Annotated in this window: 12 protein-coding genes; 6 read left to right on the top strand and 6 right to left on the bottom strand. The window is 56.5% G+C overall.

The window, feature by feature from the left end; translation table 11 throughout:
- Positions 1-41 precede the first annotated feature (41 nt).
- The gene (locus K5Q35_RS06370; protein ID WP_220798919.1) at positions 42-1,529 is read left to right on the top strand and encodes a COG4223 family protein; all 1,488 of its coding nucleotides are present in this window, start codon (positions 42-44) and stop codon (positions 1,527-1,529) included.
- Positions 1,530-1,540: 11 nt separating this feature from the next.
- Positions 1,541-3,028 carry a heme biosynthesis protein HemY gene (locus K5Q35_RS06365; protein ID WP_013963906.1) on the top strand — a complete coding sequence of 496 codons (1,488 nt, stop codon included), beginning with the start codon at positions 1,541-1,543 and terminating at the stop codon, positions 3,026-3,028.
- 129 nt (positions 3,029-3,157) lie between these two features.
- Here K5Q35_RS06365 and K5Q35_RS06360 read toward each other — a convergent pair whose 3' ends face one another.
- Positions 3,158-3,985, bottom strand: coding sequence for a transcriptional regulator (locus tag K5Q35_RS06360; RefSeq protein ID WP_220798918.1), 828 nt, complete (start codon positions 3,983-3,985; stop codon positions 3,158-3,160).
- A gap of 158 nt (positions 3,986-4,143) precedes the next feature.
- Here K5Q35_RS06360 and K5Q35_RS06355 point away from each other — a divergent pair, with 158 nt between their 5' ends.
- Positions 4,144-5,121 carry a fatty acid desaturase gene (locus K5Q35_RS06355; RefSeq protein WP_220798917.1) on the top strand — a complete coding sequence of 326 codons (978 nt, stop codon included), beginning with the start codon at positions 4,144-4,146 and terminating at the stop codon, positions 5,119-5,121.
- Between the two features lie 36 nt (positions 5,122-5,157).
- A complete protein-coding gene (locus tag K5Q35_RS06350) occupies positions 5,158-5,964 on the top strand; it encodes an enoyl-CoA hydratase (RefSeq protein WP_220798916.1) in 807 nt (268 codons plus the stop codon).
- A 69-nt stretch (positions 5,965-6,033) separates the two neighbouring features.
- On the opposite strand, the gene K5Q35_RS06345 is transcribed toward K5Q35_RS06350, so the two are convergent.
- On the bottom strand, positions 6,034-7,110 hold the full coding sequence (locus K5Q35_RS06345) for a DUF2793 domain-containing protein (protein WP_220798915.1): 1,077 nt from the start codon (positions 7,108-7,110) through the stop codon (positions 6,034-6,036).
- Between the two features lie 199 nt (positions 7,111-7,309).
- Between K5Q35_RS06345 and K5Q35_RS06340 the strand changes: the two genes are divergently transcribed.
- The gene (locus tag K5Q35_RS06340; RefSeq protein WP_220798914.1) at positions 7,310-8,467 is read left to right on the top strand and encodes a hypothetical protein; all 1,158 of its coding nucleotides are present in this window, start codon (positions 7,310-7,312) and stop codon (positions 8,465-8,467) included.
- Between the two features lie 69 nt (positions 8,468-8,536).
- Here K5Q35_RS06340 and K5Q35_RS06335 read toward each other — a convergent pair whose 3' ends face one another.
- The 3 genes from K5Q35_RS06335 to K5Q35_RS06325 form a co-directional block, all read right to left on the bottom strand.
- On the bottom strand, positions 8,537-11,833 hold the full coding sequence (locus tag K5Q35_RS06335) for a calcium-binding protein (RefSeq protein WP_220798913.1): 3,297 nt from the start codon (positions 11,831-11,833) through the stop codon (positions 8,537-8,539).
- Positions 11,834-12,101: 268 nt separating this feature from the next.
- Complete coding sequence (locus tag K5Q35_RS06330; protein ID WP_220798912.1) at positions 12,102-12,806, bottom strand: RES family NAD+ phosphorylase; 705 nt, start codon at positions 12,804-12,806, stop codon at positions 12,102-12,104.
- Positions 12,800-13,210 (bottom strand): MbcA/ParS/Xre antitoxin family protein, encoded by a 411-nt coding sequence (locus tag K5Q35_RS06325; protein WP_220798911.1) that lies wholly within the window; start codon positions 13,208-13,210, stop codon positions 12,800-12,802. Before K5Q35_RS06325 ends, K5Q35_RS06330 begins: the two co-directional genes overlap by 7 nt.
- Positions 13,211-13,467: 257 nt before the next feature.
- Here K5Q35_RS06325 and K5Q35_RS06320 point away from each other — a divergent pair, with 257 nt between their 5' ends.
- Positions 13,468-14,313 (top strand): DMT family transporter, encoded by an 846-nt coding sequence (locus K5Q35_RS06320; RefSeq protein ID WP_220798910.1) that lies wholly within the window; start codon positions 13,468-13,470, stop codon positions 14,311-14,313.
- Between the two features lie 8 nt (positions 14,314-14,321).
- Here K5Q35_RS06320 and K5Q35_RS06315 read toward each other — a convergent pair whose 3' ends face one another.
- A complete protein-coding gene (locus tag K5Q35_RS06315; protein ID WP_220798909.1) occupies positions 14,322-15,491 on the bottom strand; it encodes a phytanoyl-CoA dioxygenase family protein in 1,170 nt (389 codons plus the stop codon).
- Positions 15,492-15,504: the final 13 nt, after the last annotated feature.

The following is a 15,504-nucleotide window of genomic DNA, read 5'->3' as shown; positions in this document are numbered from 1 at the left end:
TAAGGTTCCTTAACAGCATACGCCTGTGAAGATTCGAAAAGGTGGAAGATTTGGCAAAATCACGAAAGCCCAACAAGGCAACTGAAACGGTTGAACAAGGCGTCGAGAAACCAATTGAGGCGGAGGAAATCGTCACCACCGCCACCGACATTCCAGACGCTGACGGTGTTTTGAAACAAGAACCAGAGGCGCAGGAGCTCCCGGAAAAAGAGCCTGTGTTGGACGAAACTCCGTCTGATGTGGATGCCAAGGATGACCTGACCGAATACGAGAAGCCTGCGGAAATTGCCGCAGCGACGACCGAAAGCGAAACGGTCGATCCCGTCGAGACGGTTGATGCGCTGAAAGAACACGACGCCGAGGACAAAACGGATGAAAAATCCGATGCTGTGGAAAACGAGGCTTGGCTCGACACGGACAAATCCAACGAGAAAGAGCTGGAAGCAGATACCGCTGAGAAATCCGAAAGTCCTTGGGACAAGGAAACCGATGCGAACCCGGTCGAGGAAAAACCCGAGGAACCTGAACCGGAAGCGGTGCAAAAGCCAGTCGTTCAGCCGCAGCCCGAAGTTGTGCGTGGCAGTATGTGGCCCGCGATTTTTGGCGGTGTGGTTGCCGCATTGATCGGCTTTATCGCGGGGCGTGGTGACACGTTGGATGCATATTTGCCAGCATCCATGCAGCGTACTGTGGTTGATATCACCGCACTTGAAGCGGCGTCGGCTGAAGCATCTGAACGTGCTGCCGCGCAGGCGGCCTTGATTGAGGCGCAAGCGGTGCGACTGGATGCCCTTGAAGCAGTGGACACGACCGAGACGCTTGATGTTATCGCCGAGCTGGAAGCAGATATCGCTGCCCTGACTGCGACAATCGCCGCTTTGGAAAATCAGGAACCGGTGACGATCCAGACCGATAATGCTGAGGCAAACGAAGCCATCGCATCCTTGCAGACGGCGCTTGAAGCGCAGAATGAAGAGATCGCAGCACTGGCCGAACGTGCAGAGGCTGCCGAGGCAGGTGCTGCCAAGGAAGCGGCGCAGATATTGGCGCGCGCGGCATTGACGCGGGTCGTAACCGCTGTCGACAGTGGCCAGCCGTTTGGCACTGCTCTGGCCGATCTTGAGGCGGTGACGCCTGTTGAGGTGCCTTCACCGCTGCAGGAAGCTGCGGAAAATGGCGTGCCGACAATGGGGGTCTTGAGAGAGGACTTTCCCGATGTTGCCCGCTCGGCATTGACGGCAGCGCGTTCGGAAACACCGGAATCCGAGGTTGTTGGGATCACGGGCTTTTTTCAGCGCCAGTTGAATATGCGCTCCGTGACGCCACGCGAAGGGTCTGACCCCGATGCGGTTTTGTCGAGAATGCAGGCTGCTGTTGAAAACGGCGATCTTGAAACGGCGCTGACCGAAGCGGATGGGCTGCCCGAAGCGGCTAAGGTGGTCATGGCCGACTGGCTGGATGCTGCACAGTCGCGCAAAGCTGCTCAGGACGCGGCAAACGAATTGGCTGATAGCCTGAACAGCAATTAAGGAAGACACTGATGCTTTGGTCCCTGATAAAGATTATCCTGTTCGTTGTCGCGGTCGCCGCTCTGGCGTTGGGCGCGGTTTATCTTTTGGAAAGCGAAGGTGGCGTTCAGGTTCAGGTGATGGGCACCGAATTTACCTTTAGCCCGATCCAATCCGTGATCGCCGCGGCCGTCTTGGTCTTTGCGGTGTGGCTGTTCCTCAAGCTCCTGTCGTTATTGGTGGCATGTCTGCGGTTCTTATCGGGAGATGAGACCGCGATTTCGCGCTATTTCGACCGCAGCCGCGAACGCAAAGGGTTTCAGGCGTTGTCCGAAGGGTTGATGGCGCTGGCCAGTGGCGAGGGTCGCGTTGCGATGACCAAGGCCGTGAAAGCCGAGCGTTACCTCAATAAGCCGGAACTCACCAACCTGCTTGTGGCACAGGCGGCTGAAATGGCTGGCGATCGTCGCAAGGCTGAGGAAACATATAAAAAGCTGGTGACGACAGACGCGACGCGCTTTGTCGGCGTGCGCGGTATCATGAAACAAAAGCTGGCGGATGGTGACACGGATACCGCGTTGCAGTTGGCTGAAAAGGCCTTTGCGATCAAGCCAAAGCACGAAGAAGTGCAGGATGTTCTTTTGCGTCTGCAAGCTCAGAAAGAGGATTGGTCCGGTGCGCGCAAGACATTGAGCGCAAAGCTGAAATACGGAAATCTGCCGCGTGATGTGCACAAAAGGCGCGATGCGGTGCTGGCCCTGTCGGAGGCCAAGGATATCCTGTCTGATCAGAGTTCCATCGACGTGCAGGAAAAGGCGATTGAGGCGAACAAGCTGTCGCCAGATCTGATCCCGGCAGCCGTGATGGCCGCTGGCGGTTATGTTGAACAGAACCGTCCGCGTCTTGCTGTGCGTTTGCTGAAAAAAGCGTGGGAAGTGCATCCGCACCCTGACCTTGCAGCGGCTTTCGCTGCGATTGAGCCGAATGAAACACCGGCGGAACGCATCAAGCGCTTTATGGCGATCACGCGGATCAAGCCTGAAAATCCGGAAACCAAGATGCTTTTGGCTGAACTTCATATCGCCAATGAGGATTTCCCCGAAGCGCGGCGTGCCTTGGGCGATCTGGCGGAAACGGATGCAACGGCGCGCTCCGTTACCTTGATGGCTGCGATTGAGCGGGGCGAGGGGGCACCCGATACCGTTGTGCGCGGATGGCTGGCCAAAGCGCTGACCGTGTCGCGCGGACCACAGTGGATCTGTGACAATTGCCAGCATATCCATCAGGAATGGGGCCCGTTCTGCGAAAATTGCGAGAGTTTTGATACTTTGGCGTGGAAAGCACCGCCTTTGTCAGAGATGGCCATGCCAGGCGGGGTACAGATGTTACCGCTGATCGTGGGTGCTTTGGAAGAGAAGCCCGAAGAAAAGACGGGCGATATCATCGAAGACGCTGAAATCATCCCCGACGGTATGGGCAGCAACGCGCATGAAGCACCGGAGCAGAGCAAAGCCACCTGACCAAGTAGTTTGTTTGCCCTGTCGCATTTCAAGGTGAAAGCGCTGGCGCAGCAGGTGCGTAACGCGCCACGCCAACACTGTGAATGGGTGGTTCTTTGAATACGCTGTGATCTGTCGCACGGTTGCGTATCAGACAGCGTCGGCAAGTTCCTTAAGCGTCACGTGTACCTTGTCAGAGCTTATGACCGCGCGCCGCACCAACCGATCGAACTGCCGGGCAAAGCCACGTACCTGATCCGCGCTGCTCACCACCAGATAAGCGCCGCCGATATAGAGAGCCACACGCTGATTCCCAAAGACGGTGAATGGTGCTGAAAAAACCTCTGCGCCGTCATAAACGTGCAGGCGAAGGGCCGGGTAGTGGTCGGCACAGATGCGGGCCATATGGGCCAACTGGCTGTGACACCGGTCTCGCGATGTGCCGCGCCACAGACCGGTACGCGCCGACAGATCCTGCAGCGTTTGCAGCGGCATCGCGACTTCAATATCCATGTCGTTCAGCGATATACGTTCCAGCACATTTTCAACGCCACCCCCACGGGCGTCTTCCACGCTGGACCTGTCCGAAACATCGGGCGCAATACTGATGATATCGGGCAGGGTAGAGGGCACCGTGCGCAGTTTGAAACCCGCTGCCTCATTACGCCATTGATCCAGTGGGGTTGAGCCGTCGGCTTGAGTCTCTTTCTCGATTTGAACGCTTTCTGCAACCTCTTGCCGACCCTCTTGCGCGTTTTCCAGACAAAGAAGCCAATCGACGGAGACTCCGCTGACCGTCGCAATGCGGCGCAGCGTTTCCGCGCGCGGCAAACGATCCGTGTCGGGGTTCAAAAACTGACTCATGGCAGAGCGGTCAATGCCAACCGAGCGCATGAAATGGCCGCGCCCCTCGGTATGCGAGTCGATCAGGCTGCTGAGGCGTTCTTTGAACAATCGGGAAAGGTCGCGTTTATCCATTGTGATAAAGGAATACAAATGTTGTGAAAACACAACAAAAATTTGTGAACGCTTCGTATGTTACACTAATCATGCACAAACACGCGCTTGTCGCACAGCACCATTTCTCAAAAGATACGGACCAGAAAGCCGAAAATCCGCACTGAGAAAGGGTTGTTTTGACACCTCGAAAAATCCATGTCCAATGGCAAACGCTACTTGTCTGTCTTTGTTGCTATGGCGGTGTCACAGGGTCTACATTCTACGCGGACGTGCTTGGGTTGGGCCTTTCGGGGGTGGTGCTGACCGTTGCACTGACGCTGTATTCCTCTTTCAATCACGAAGTGCTGCATGGTCATCCGTTTCGAAATACGGCCGCAAACACAGCCTTGGTTTTTCCGGCCATGGGCTTGCTGATCCCGTATCTGAGGTTCAAAACGACGCATCTGGCCCATCACCACGATCCGTCGCTCACCGACCCTTATGATGATCCGGAAACGAATTACACTGATCCTGCCGTGTGGAATACATGGTCGGAGGCTCGTCAGAAATTATATAAATGGAACAATACTTTGCTGGGCCGCATGTCGGTTGGCCCCGTTATTGGTCTGATCACCTTTTACAAGCATGACGCACAGCAGATCAAAAATGGAAACCGTGAAATCCTGGTCGCCTATCTGTTTCACTTCGCAGGGCTTGTCCCCGTTGTGCTGTGGTTGATCTGGATGAGTGAGATGCCGTTCTGGCTCTATGCGACGGCGGTGTATTTCAGCCACGCTATCCTCAAGATCCGCACGTTTCTGGAGCATCAGGCCCATGAAAAGGCCCGCTGTCGCAGTGTGATCATCGAAGATCGCGGGCCATTGTCTGTCCTGTTTCTGAAAAATAACCTGCATGCAGTGCACCATGCTTATCCGACGCTGCCGTGGTATCGGTTACAGGGGTTTTACGACAAGCGGCGCGATGTGGTTCTGACGCGCAATGGCGGGTATGTGTATGGATCTTATGCGCAGGTTGCGTCGCTGTTCCTTTTGAAAGCCAAGGACCCTGTGCCGCATAGCCAATGGATTACCGGGCATGAACAGGTGCCTCAGATCCAAAATCTACAAAAAACCACTGCGGCGCGCGATATCACTGCTTGCAACTTGACCGGATGATCCGCTTTGATGGCGGTATACGTCAGGGAGGCATCGATGAAAGACATCCAGAACACGCCCGTTGAACTGCAAGTCGAGGGTGGTATTGCGACGATAACGCTGAACAGACCGCAAACGCTGAACGCGCTTTCCGAAGATATGCTGGCAGGGTTGCAAAGCACCTTGGACGGTATTGCCGTGAACCATGACGTAAAGGTCGTGATTTTGCGCGGGGCGGGAAACCACTTTTGTGCCGGTCACAACCTCAAGGAAATGAGCGCACGCCGCGCAGATGCCGACAAGGGGTCCGCGTATTTCAATACGCTCTTTGCGACCTGTTCGAAAATGATGCTGTCGATCGTAAATCTGCCGCAGCCTGTGATTGCCGAAGTGAAAGGGATCGCCACTGCCGCCGGATGCCAGCTGGTTGCAACCTGTGATCTGGCCATCGCGGCTGAGGATGCCCGCTTTGCCACGTCGGGCGTCAACATCGGCCTGTTCTGTTCCACGCCGATGGTCGCCCTGTCGCGCAACGTGCCGCGCAAAAAAGCAATGGAAATGCTCTTGCTGGGCGAGTTTCTACCCGCATCAAGGGCTGAGGAGATCGGCCTGATAAACCGTGTTGTTCCAGCCGACGCCCTCGAAACGGCGACACGTCAGATGGCGCAGACCATCGTCGATAAGTCACCTGTAGCGATCAAAATCGGCAAGAAAGCGTTCTATGCGCAGTGTGATATGCCCCTTGATGCGGCCTATGCCTACGCAGGTGCAGCCATGGCGGAAAACATGCTGGCGCGGGATGCGACCGAAGGGATCAACGCGTTTATTGACAAAAAGCCAATGCCGGATTGGACCGGCGAATAGGCCTCAAACGCCGTATGGCGAGCACTATTTTGCCTGTATACCCGCCACACTCTGCTCAAACCGGGTGGGTTAGCCCACCTTGAAGCCCCAGAAATCCGTACGGTCCGCCATGAAATAGCCCGGCTGAGACCGCATGATCCCGTGCAGTTCAACGGTGCTGCCCGCACTCAGGCTGGCCAGTGTCTGGATCGAAATCGTTGTGCGCCCGTTGAAATGGGCGGCTGTGTTCTCAACCTCCGACCCTGTGATGGGGGTGATACCATCAATCAGCAACTGGGCGCCCATGCGCGCAGCGCTGCTGGAATCGGCCTTGAAGGTCAGTAAAGCGCCAAGTTGATACGTACCATCGACCGGCACGATGAACTGATTTGTTGCAGCGTCAAATACGGCCTGTTCATTATATTCCAGATCGTTGATGGCAATTTTGGTCCATGTCCCGGCCGGGCAGAAATTGTCGAAATTCGTAACACCCTTGAAGCGTGGCAAGCGTGGCTGATCGACAATTCCCGTGGCGTTGTCCGCAATCAGCGCATCCAGAAAATTGGTGCCATCGGACGTTGTCGCCACGCGCAGATTGTCTGACCCAAACAGGCCAAACAGCGCACGGGTCTGAAAACCCTGTTGGAAAACAAAACCGCTGTCATCAGCGCTGGTTTCCTTGTTGAGTGTTTTCAACAGACTGCCAGTGCCGCCATCCGCACGGTACAGGGCCGTCCAGAGCGCGGCGTTGAGTTTGGCAGAAAACGGTGTGCCGGGAAGCGTATTCATTCCCAACCCGAAGGTTTCGATTTCTTCCAGCTCGGGACTGTCCAGATCGATCCACTCCGCGCCGTCATAGACCACCAGCGCATCGCGGTTGATCACGTAGGCGCGCCACCCGGCCCGCGGGACAAAGAACCGCCAGGCACCGTTTTCAAACAGGGCAACTTCGCCCTCATGATTGGCCCATTCATTGATCCCGCCTGCATCGATGATATAGCGTGTTCCGTCGGTCGGAGACGTCGGCGGTGTTGTCTGATCATCGGCCGCGACGCCCAGTTGCGTCACGACATCAAGAATACGCAGCGCTTCATTGTGGGTGACGTGTTTTTGGGCTTGGCTTGGCTGGATGAACGGCATTGACAAGCTGCTTGAGATATCGGCCATGTGAATTCCCATGAGAAAGGTTTGAACAGCCTGCATCCTTCCTCAAAAGCCTTGCCGCCGGCTTATGCCATCGGCCGAAGTCTTAAAGTTTTGTTAGGATTTTCGGATGGATTTCCCCCTTTGCATGCAATGCGCGAAAATAAATCAACTATGAGGTGAAGCTTGCTTTGCGTGACAGCGCGCGCATAATGACAGGCAAATGCACGCCAACGTAAAAGATACGCAAACGACGACCCCGCAGAAAACAACGCGGCAGCCCTTCAAGTCGGGCGATGTCGACAGACGACCGGCACCTCCCGTGAAGACAGCCCTGCAACAACGCGCAAATACCAGCCCGCTTGTGTCACGTTTGGCCACACTGCAGGCGCTGGCCAACAACAGCACTGGCCTGAGTGCTGCGCGATCTGCACCGAATGGACAGCAGGTCGCACAACGGCAAATGTCATCGCAACCTGTTCTGCAACGTGACCGCGTCAGTACAAGACTTGGCGAGCAAACTGTGAGCGCTGATCAAAGCGGTGCTGCCGAAACTCTGGCCTTTCTGGAACCCGGCAGGTCCCACGGTGGGAAATACGCGCCGGTCCATCTGACAAAGAAAATCAAAATGGCAGGCGCCGGTCTTATCGATGCCGGAGGTCTGACCCATGGTGCCCTGAATGCGCAGAATGCCGATACACCGGATTACCACTTTACGATCACATCGGGCTTCATGGCGGCGGCCTTGGTGAACTCACCGATAAAGAATTATCTGGTAAAGCATGGTAGGGCAGGCGCGATCTGGGCTTTTGGAGGGGTCAACACAGAGGTTTTGTCCCAGAACAAACTCAAAGCGAATGAAATCGTCAACGCGTTCAACTCAGATCTTGATCTTGCAGCTGGTGCGAACTTTGATAATTTGATGCTGACCTATGATCCCGATGGAGAAGGGCCGACCTTTGATGCCGTGGTGCGCTTTCATGAAGAGGTGAAAAATACGTTATTCGCGATTCCGTCCGTCAACCCGGGCGGCGATCTGCCATTCGCATCTGTCAAGTTCTCGCAAATGAGAACCCACATTACCGCTGGCGCTGACCAGCTTGCGGCACAATGGAGCAATTGGACAAACAACGGCGCGGCGGCTACGCGGAATGACTTCAGGATATCGGCAGGCAAGTGGACCGATCTTGCCAAGGCCGTGAATATTCTCAACCGCATTCGGGCCAAGGCGCTGAAACTTGAATCCCCGGATGCGGCTGCAGGTGCGGTGTTCGATGATGCATTTATTGACGCTAACCTCGACGCCCACGCCCATGCGAGAACGGCCATCAAGGACAATATGAACACGGATCAGGACAGCCATGCTGAGGAATTCACCTGATCCCCCGTGGTTTTAGGTCTCAGAAATACCCCTCTGCACAGGTTTGGACACACCACACTGTCTATCACCCTAGAACGCAAAATCTTCCGCGGTCAGGGAGAAATTGTTCGTGCTGAAAACAGTGACACCACTGGCAACGCCGCCATCATTGGTGAACTCAATTCGAATGGAACTGTCAGAAAGACGGTCCCAATTGAGATCGCCGAGGCTCTGAACAGCGTCCATACGCGAAAAATCTATGGTGTCCGCGCCATCTTGCCAGTCGAGAATCTGCCCACCGCGCGATGTTTCCATGAACAAGAAGGTATCGGACCCGCCCCCGCCGGTCATGTCGTCACGGCCGTTGGTCGACACAAGCGTGTCCGCTCCGAGCTTTCCAAACAAGGCGTCCATACCCTGTCCGCCCTCGATCCAGTCGTTGCCGTTCCCACCGAAGAGCGTATCGTTCTGAGCACCGCCAAAAATGAAATCGTTCCCGTCCCCCCCGGTGATGAAATCGCTGCCCTTTTTGCCATGGATGTTATCGGCATTTCCGGTGCCTGACAGCTTGTTGGCACCGTCGTTGCCGACAATATGGTTGGGCTGGTTCAGGATCGGTTCAAAGATATCGACCCCATCGAACACGCCGCTGGCGGTTACTGTGACATCGGATTTGCTGACCTTGTCACCGTAGACTTTGACGGTTCCCAAAAGATCTTCGTCATGTGCGCCGCCACCGGGTCCTTGCTGCGAGCGGATGTGCAGCGTTGAAAAATCACCGCCGCCATCCTCGCCGTAGGTGATCCGCGCAAGTTCGACCGTGTGGCCGCGCAGTTCGATCGCGTCACCATCCTGTTTTGAGTAATCCAGCAGCACATCATTACCGCCGCTTGTGACCCAATGGTCATGCACGGCGTCATTTTCACCCGCGACGCCACGCCAGTTGATCGTTCCATCATCCGTAGTATGGCGCGCCAGAACAACATCCGTGGCGTCCAGCAGATAGTTGAAGATGAATTTGTCGCTGCCTTGCCCGCCACTTACCACATCCTTGGACAGGGCAGGGGCCACCGGGCTTGTCACGCGTCCGGCACCACCTGTCTGCGCCGGTCCGGGTTCTCCGCCATCGGCGTAGATACGGATCACGTCATTGCCGGGCCCCGCGTTAACCTGTTGCGCACCGGAGCCTATCTCGACCCGGTCCACCGTTAGAATACCGACCGGGGCCGTGATGATTTCTTCCTGATGTCGCGCGCTTTGGAAAACCTGCGCGCCGCCGTTGTACTCCAGCAGCTGGTCAGCCATCGTCAATCGTTCACCGCCATCAAAAATACCATCGCGCTGTACGGTGATGTCTGACGTGTTCACGCGATCCCCGTAAACCTTGATCGTGCCAAGGGGGTCTTCGTCATGCGCGCCGGTGGCAGTGTTCGCCCCTGCCGCCCCGCCGTTGCCTTGCTGGCTGATCACAGTGATGGTCGAAAAGGTGCCGCGCGCGTCTTGCCCATAGGTGATGCCGTCAATTTCGACGGTATGCCCGCGCAACACGATCTTGTCGCCCTCACTTTTGGAATAATCGAGGATTGTGTCGTTGCCAAACCCTTCTACCCAGTGATCATGCACGTTGTCGTTTTCACCCGCCACGCCGCGCCAATTGATATTGCCAGTGACCGATGTGTGCTGTGCGATGACCTCTGCGGTCGCGTTGAGCAGCGCGTGAAACTCGAAACGGTCGGCACCCGCACCCCCGCTGAGATAGTCATCTGACGCGCCGCTGCCCAGTTTCGGGTTCACCCGCCCGACGCTGCCATCCGTCTGTGCCGGGTCGGGTTCGCCCGCATCGCCGTATGAGATAATCCGATCATTGCCGTCGCCTGCCAGAATGGTTTGCGTCCCGCTCCCGGCGTGAAACTGGTTGCTGTGCTGCGTGCCGGTGAATGTGCTGTTGATGGTCCATGGGCTGTCCAACCCCCACAGCGGATTTGCCAGATCTGGCAGGGTATTGTCTGCAAACCCGTCGCGTTCAGAGGCTTTGATATCCTCAAGCGCATCGATGCCGTAAAAAACATCTGCCCTGACAGAAATATCCTGCATCGTCACCTTGTCGCCATAGACCTTGATCGTGCCCAGCGGGTCTTCGTCATGGGCGCCGGTTGCAGTGTTGGTCCCGCCTGCGCCCCCGTCGCCCTGTTGAGAGCGCAGGGTGATCAGGCTGAAATCGCCAAGCGTGTCAGCGCCGTAGGTGATGGTCGCGACCTCGACCGTATGGCCGCGAATATCAATGCTGTCCCCATCCTGATCCGAGAAATCAAGGATCACATCCTTGCCAATCCCCTCAACCCAGTGGTCGTGCACATTGTCGTTCTCGCCCGCGACCCCGCGCCAATTCACGGAGCCATCCGTGCGGGTATATGCGTCCAACACGTCATCTTTGGCGTTCAGCAGCAGCCGAAAGGCAAAGGTATCCTGCCCCTGACCGCCGGAGATCACGTCGTTTGACTGCCCCGCGCCAATCGCAGGAGTGACGCGCCCGGCGGCTCCATTTGTCTGTGCCGGATTAGGTTCATCCCCGTCGGAAAAGCTGAAGATCACGTCATTTCCGCCGCCGGTATCCACGACCTGTGAGCCCTGACCGATGGTCACGCGATCCATCTGTGTATAGGCAGAACCCGTATAGTCGGTGTCATCGGTATTGCTGGCCACGATCCGGGTCACGCCCGCGTTCAGAGGGGCAAAAACACTGTCAGCATGGGTAAGCCGGTCAATGCCGTCATTGGTGCGCTCTATGTCCAGATCCCCGCGAAAAATGCGGTCGCCATAGACCTTGATCTGGCCCAGAGGGTCTTCGTCATGGGCGCCGGTTGCCGTATTTGCCCCGCCAGCCCCGCCATTGCCTTGCTGGCTGAACAAAGTGATCAGCGAATAGGAACCGCCCGCATCTGTGCCATATGTAATACCCTCAAGCGTCATGGTGTGGCCGGATATCTTGATCTGGTCCCCTTCGGCCCTGCTGTAGTCGGTGATGGTATCGAGGCCAAAGCCTTCGACCCAATGGTCATGCACATTGTCGTTTTCGCCCGCGACCCCGGCCCAATCCACCTGACCGGATGGCCAGGTATGGGTCGTGATCACCTCGGTTGTGGCATTCAGCAAGGCCCTGAATTCGAAAATGTCAGCGCCTGCGCCACCGGTCAGAATATCATCGCCGGACTGCGTATTCGGCGGCGTGACGCGACCCTGCGCACCGTTGGTCTGGGCGGGATCAGGCTCACCGCTATCGCCATAGGAAATGATGCGGTCGTCTCCGGTCCCCATTTCAACGGCCTGCGCGCCGCTGCCGATACGCGCTGTATCATTGAGATTTGTTCCGGTTATAGCGGTGGCCATTTGTATTCTCCCTGCATTAGGCGGGCTTTCACCCGTTGCGTGGGCTAAGCGTCGATATCTCTTACGGATACAAATTCCCGTAATGCGGGAATTCCTAATTGGCAAATGGGCTTGTTTTACGAGGGGCGGTTTTTTGCTTGGCTGCGCGGTTTTTCAGCAGTGTAACAGTGGTTTCATGCTCGGGCCGTGCACAGTTCAGCGGTTCCTTGCTGAAAGACCCGGATCAATGCCAGTCTTCTTTTAAATCTAAGCGGTAGTGGCAGGCGACCTACCTCACCACGCGATAGACATCGCCACTTCCTGCATCACGGACCAGATCGACGCATGACCCGTTCCAATGATAATCAAGATGGCGTCCCTGAACCGGTGAATGGGCGAGGTCGGGATAGAAAAGTCCAACGCATTCCCCGTCACCGCGCACACTGGGATAGACAATTCCCTGACTACCCGACGCTCTGAGTTGCGCGGCGAAACCTTGTGCGGGCAGGTAATTGTCGGGATGCAAAAACGGTTGGATGGTTTCGTTCACAGTTCGGATGTCGTGCAGATCTGCATCCACAGCCATGCACAGTTCGCGAAACTGGGATGTCCAGCCCGGTGGTTCAGCCGTGGCCGACATGAAAGCCGCATGATGGTATGTCGTCTCCCTGACCGCAGTTTCAAAATCACTGGCGATGTATAGTACGCCCAGCTTGCCATCGGAAAACCGGCTTGGGCGATCGGTACTGCTGTGCGTGAACGGGGCCATCAGGTAGCTTGCGCCGGGTCCACCAACACGCCGGTCCGGTGGGATCAGATCAAGGGTGCCGATGCTTTCCATCAGTCTCGGGTTCGTCTTTTGCTCAGCCGAGATCAACAGGGGCCAGTCTTCGGGATCTGCGATGTCTTCGAACAGGTCGATGGGGGGATAGGTGCTGCGGATGATGCGCACGCCACGGGGCCAGTCCACATGCGTGATGGATGGCTCTACCAAGCACCTCTCTCCGCATCCAGATAGCGGCGCACGCGCATCAAATCCGTAAGTTCACCCCCCAGCATGACCTCCAGTGCGGAGTGTCCGGCAAAGGTTGTGTTCGGGGCCTTGACCCACGCGTAAACCCGGTCCGTATCCCGGAAAATAATGCGCAGTGCTTTGTGAATGCCAAGGATGTTGGAAAGCCGCGCCTTTGTATCGCGGTCCAACCGGCCGGGCTGTCCCGCCTTCCAGCGACGGTAGGTTCGCACGGGCAGGTCCAGCAGCGTTGCCGCGTCTTCATCCGTGATGGCCCATTTGCCAAACAGACGCAGAACGGCGCGCAACAGTGCGGCCCCTTCCTCAGCGGTGATCGGCTGCGGCGCAAATTCCTGCGCCTTTGTTTCAAGTGGCTGCAAAGACATATCAACACCTTTTTGGCAACTTATACACATATTAATGCCATATGGCAACAATCTTTGGTTTGAGTACTGCATTGCACATATAAACCAACGCTAAATGGTCAGGGCGTTCCACTCAGAAAGAGCCATCCGCCCTCGATTCCGATAATCTCTTGCAGTCTGTTCTGTCATGCGACAGGTCTAGGCAGCAGAAAGCTAAGGGGCGGAACACAAGCAGTGCGCATTTTGACCAACATCTCTGCCACATTGGACGGCCCGATATGACAGCGTTAGGCTTGGGTCTGATCGCCGCCTTTTGCTGGGGCCTGCACGATATTGCCATCCGTTATCTTAGCCGGTCCGTGCCCTTGTTGGCAGCGCTGTTTGTGGTGCTTTGCGTCGGAGCCTTGTTCCAGCTGACGGCAATTTTGATACTGGGAGGCGGCTTTTTCGTCTCTGGCACAGGCGTTTTGCTGTCGCTGGGCGCAGGTGTCGCCTTTCTGATCGCCAGCCTTGGGTTGTACTATGCGTTCGAGCGGGGCCCGGTCAGGCTTGTTGCCCCGATCATCGCGTCCTTTCCCATTCTGTCGCTTGTTTATGCCGTTGCCAGCGGTCGCACAGTCACGCCCGCGCAGGGCCTCGCGGTTTTGGCGATTGTTGTTGGTGTGGGTCTGGTTGCAGCCTTGTCCGATCAAAGTGACGATGACATTCCGCCGATCAAGCGCACCATTATTCTGTCGCTGGTGTCGGCCTTTGGTTTTGCAACGACCTTCAAACTGGGACAGCTTGCGGCGGATTTATCCGGTGAACTGCCCACAACGCTCATTGCCCGCCTCACTGCGCTGAGCCTTTTGATGGGCGTGATCATGATGCGGCGCGCCACCTTCTGGCCGGGACGCAAAGCGCTGCTGCCTTTGGTGGGGATGGGCATACTTGACGGCGTCGCGCTGTTGTCCGTCTTGTCTGCAGGTAAGATGCCAAATCCGGAATATGCCTCTGTTACCTCGTCCATGTTCGGGCTTTTGACGATCCTGCTGGCCTGGACCTTCCTGAAAGAACGCATGACACCCCCGCAATGGTCCGGCTGTCTTATCGCATTTGCTGGTGTTGGGTATCTGGCACTCTGATCTGTCAGTCAGGCATCTTTACGCGCGTCTTGCGCCGTCAGCGCCGCTTCGAAACGGTGCTGGTTCCAATTTTCGCCAAGCGCTGTTTTCAGGAGATCCTGCTGGCTTGGTGGTGCCAGACCACCCGTGGGCGGGTCATTGTCGAGGTTTGTGGGAAAGGAATATCCCTCGGCGGTCGCCGCAATCGCAGCATGCAATGCAGCATCAGCCAACGACAGTTCTTTCAGGGACCGGAAGGCAAGCAAACTCATCTTTGTGCGATCAACCGTTTCCATCGCGCGACCGAAAGGGGAGGAAATCTGCAAAAGGTTCACCATGCGGTGGATGTCACGACTACCGTTGGCTCCCGCGGCATGAAACAGGGCCGGGTTGAAAAAGAGCGCATCCCCCTTGGCCAAGGGCAATTGCACGTAGCTCTCTTCGAAGTAGGCGCGAAAATCAGCCCGCCGCCACGCTGCATATCCGGGACGGTAGAGCTGCGAAAACGGGAGCAATTTGGTCGGGCCGCTCTCCAGCGGTGTGTCCCCATGCGCTATCCCGCCCTGCAGGGTCATCAGCGGGGACAGGTCGTGCACATGGGCAGGATAGGCGGCGCTGATTTCAGCTGTCTGAAACCCCAAATGATAGTCGCGATGCGCCTGCTGTGCCGACCCACCGGGATGAACGACATTGACCTGCGCCGTCATTTGATACTTCGGCCCTAACCATGCCTCGCAGGCGGCATCGATGGCGGGGTTTGCAAAATACCGCACAAAGACATCCGGGTCTGCCTCGCAGAGTTTTTGCAGGGAATTCCATATCCGATCATTGGACCCTGCGGCCGCAAAGTGATCTGCCGCCCCTCCCTGCGCGGCTTTTTCATCCGCAATGATGCGTTCATAGATCACAGTCGCATCATCAATCGCAGAGGTGTCCGCACAAGCGTTTCGCAATACAATGACACCGGCGCCACGCTGCAGAACCTGCGCCCATTCCGCCATCAATTCACGACGGGTTTGCACAGTTTCCAGCATACCGCCGCGGAGCGCCATGTCATAAACGGGGATATTTTTGCAAACCTCAGAGGCCAACGGCACAGTATCGGGAGTGGTCTGTTGGCTTGTCAGCGAAGCGAAATCGTTCAGGTCACAGTCCGCTTCGGTGTAAAAACCGACGGTACTTTTGGATACTTGGGTCATTGCCATGCTCCTT

It is taken from the genome of Roseobacter sp. OBYS 0001, from assembly GCF_019654895.1.
Taxonomy (GTDB): Bacteria; Pseudomonadota; Alphaproteobacteria; order Rhodobacterales; family Rhodobacteraceae; genus Roseobacter; species Roseobacter litoralis.
Note: the sequence above shows the minus strand (reverse complement) of the source record. Positions and strands in the feature narration are given on the sequence as shown.

Bases quoted from the DNA above. Each gene is read 5' to 3' on its own strand.
- K5Q35_RS06365 (WP_013963906.1), top strand. From the start codon at position 1,541: ATGCTTTGGTCCCTGATAAAGATTATCCTGTTCGTTGTCGCGGTCGCC.
- K5Q35_RS06360 (WP_220798918.1), bottom strand. From the start codon at position 3,985: ATGGATAAACGCGACCTTTCCCGATTGTTCAAAGAACGCCTCAGCAGC.
- K5Q35_RS06350 (WP_220798916.1), top strand. From the start codon at position 5,158: ATGAAAGACATCCAGAACACGCCCGTTGAACTGCAAGTCGAGGGTGGT.
- K5Q35_RS06345 (WP_220798915.1), bottom strand. From the start codon at position 7,110: ATGGCCGATATCTCAAGCAGCTTGTCAATGCCGTTCATCCAGCCAAGC.
- K5Q35_RS06340 (WP_220798914.1), top strand. From the start codon at position 7,310: ATGCACGCCAACGTAAAAGATACGCAAACGACGACCCCGCAGAAAACA.
- K5Q35_RS06335 (WP_220798913.1), bottom strand. From the start codon at position 11,833: ATGGCCACCGCTATAACCGGAACAAATCTCAATGATACAGCGCGTATC.
- K5Q35_RS06325 (WP_220798911.1), bottom strand. From the start codon at position 13,210: ATGTCTTTGCAGCCACTTGAAACAAAGGCGCAGGAATTTGCGCCGCAG.
- K5Q35_RS06320 (WP_220798910.1), top strand. From the start codon at position 13,468: ATGACAGCGTTAGGCTTGGGTCTGATCGCCGCCTTTTGCTGGGGCCTG.
- K5Q35_RS06315 (WP_220798909.1), bottom strand. From the start codon at position 15,491: ATGACCCAAGTATCCAAAAGTACCGTCGGTTTTTACACCGAAGCGGAC.